This is a genomic window from Mesorhizobium sp. M7A.F.Ca.CA.001.08.2.1 (genome assembly GCF_003998455.1).
Lineage (GTDB): Bacteria > Pseudomonadota > Alphaproteobacteria > Rhizobiales > Rhizobiaceae > Mesorhizobium > Mesorhizobium ciceri.
In genome coordinates this window covers 1-2,332 of record NZ_RZPW01000883.1, presented here as the reverse complement: position 1 = coordinate 2,332, position 2,332 = coordinate 1, and the positions used below count along the sequence as shown (strand labels likewise).

The window sequence follows — 2,332 nt, the reverse complement described above, 5'->3', positions numbered from 1 at the left end:
GTTTGGTGCCGTCGCCGGCGCTCCATTTGCCCTTGCCGCCGGAATCTTTCCGGATGTGGAAATCCTCGAGCAGAACGGGAAAGCGCAGCTCCAGCACTTCGGGATCGGTGAGGCGCGAATTGGTCATGTGGGTGTGGACGCCGGAGGTGCCGGCAAAGCCGCGGCCGGAGTTCATCCGGCCGGCCGGCGAGCCGGAGCAGATCGTCTCGTAATATTGATACGTCTTGTTGCCGAAGGTCAGGTTGTTCATCGTGCCTTGGGCGTTGGCCATGGCGCCCATGGCGCCGAACAGCGCGTTGGTGACATGCTGCGAGGTCTCGACATTGCCGGCGACGACGGCGGCGGGGTAGGCGGGTTTCAGCATGCAGCCATCGGGAATGATGATGTTGATGGGCCGCAGGCACCCGGCATTCATCGGGATCATATCCTCGACCATGACGCGGAAGGCGTAGAGCACGGCGGCGCGGGCCACCGGCTCGGGCGCGTTGAAATTGTTCTTCATCACCGGCGAGGTGCCGGTGAAGTCTACCGTCGCCTCGCGCTTTTGCCGGTCGACCGTGATCTTCACCTTGATGATCTGGCCGGTGTCGGTCGGGTATTCGTACTCAGAACTATCCGGCAGCCGCTCCAGCACGCGGCGCACGCTTTCGGCGGCATTGTCCTGGACATGGCCCATATAGGCCTCGACGACATCGAGGCCGAAATGGGAGACCATCTTGCGCAGTTCGGCTACGCCCTTCTCGTTGGCGGCGATCTGCGCCTTGAGGTCGGCGATGTTCTGGTGCGGATTGCGGGCCGGATAGCGGTGATCGGTGAGCAGCGTTTCCAGCTCCTTCTCGCGGAAGCGGCCACGGTCGACGATGCGGAAATTGTCGAACAGCACGCCTTCCTCGTCGACCGTGGTGGCGAGCGGCGTCATCGAGCCGGGTGCCGTGCCGCCGATATCGGCGTGATGGCCGCGCGAGGCGGCCCAGAACAGGATTCTTTCCTTGGCATCATCGAAGACCGGCGTCACGACAGTGATGTCCGGCAGATGCGTGCCGCCATTGTAGGGTGCGTTGAGGGCAAAGACGTCGCGGGGGTGGATGTCGCCGGAATTCAGCCGGATGATGGTTTCGACCGAGCGGTCCATCGAGCCGAGATGTACCGGCATGTGCGGCGCATTGGCGACCAGCGCGCCGGTCCGGTCGAAGACGGCGCAGGAAAAATCCAGCCGTTCCTTGATGTTGACGGAATAGGCGGTGTTCTGCAGCGTGACGCCCATCTGCTCGGCGATCGACATGAAGAGGTTGTTGAAGACCTCCAGCATGACCGGATCGGCCTCGGTGCCGAGCGCTGCCTGCCGGCGCTTTTTCTCGACGCGGCGCAGGAGCACGTGGTTCCTGGCGGTGATTTCGGCCAGCCAGCCCGGCTCGATGACGATTGTCTGGTTCGGCTCGATAATCAAGGCAGGTCCCGCAACCCTGTTTCCCGGCTTCAGCGCCTCGCGGCGGAAGATGGGTGAAGTGCGCCACTCTCCCTCGGTGAAGATTTCGCGGGTCTGTGAAGGGCTTACGGCAAGGTCTTCGGTTCGCGATTCAGTTTCGTCGCGCCCAGTGCCGCCAGTGTCGGTGCCTTCGACGCCGACGGTCTCGACGATCATCGGCTTGTCGTCATAGACGAAACCGAACTGCGCCTTGTGGGCGATTTCAAAATCGCGCCTGGCCTGGAAAATCGAATCCGCCTCGAAATTCACCGGCAGTGTCGTGTCGGTGCCATCGTAGCGAATGTGCAGCACCGGCTTCGTGGCGACCGTATCCTCGCCGATGCCTTGCGCCGCGAGTTCTGCGACAACGGCTTTTCTCAAGATGGCAATGAGGTTGCCGATCTCCGTTCTGGACTCTTCGGCAAGGGGCTTCAGCAGCGCCTGCTGGCGCGAGGCAAAGACCGAGGACAGGCCGATGCCATAGGCCGACAGAAGACCTGAGAAGGGATGGATCAGCACCGCTTCCATGCCGAGCGCATCGGCGACCAGGCAAGCGTGCTGGCCGCCGGCGCCGCCAAAACAGTTCAAGAGATATTCGGTGACGTCGTAGCCGCGCTGCACGGAGATCTTCTTGATGGCATTGGCCATGTTTTCGACGGCGATGGTGACGAAGCCCTCGGCGACAGTCTCGGGCGACCGGCCATCGCCGATTTCGGTGGCGAGTGCGGCGAATTTTGCCCCTACCGTCTCGACGTCGAGCGTCTGGTCCTGGCCGGGTCCGAAAATGGCCGGGAAGAAATCGGGCTGCAGCTTGCCCAGCATCACATTGGCGTCGGTGACGGCGAGCGGGCCGCCGCGCCGGTAGGC

General features: G+C 62.9%; 1 protein-coding gene. It reads right to left on the bottom strand.

Annotated elements, in window-relative coordinates; genetic code table 11:
- Nucleotides 1-2,332 (bottom strand): hydantoinase B/oxoprolinase family protein (locus tag EN914_RS32430; protein ID WP_206527292.1); only part of this gene is annotated, 2,332 nt, incomplete at both ends.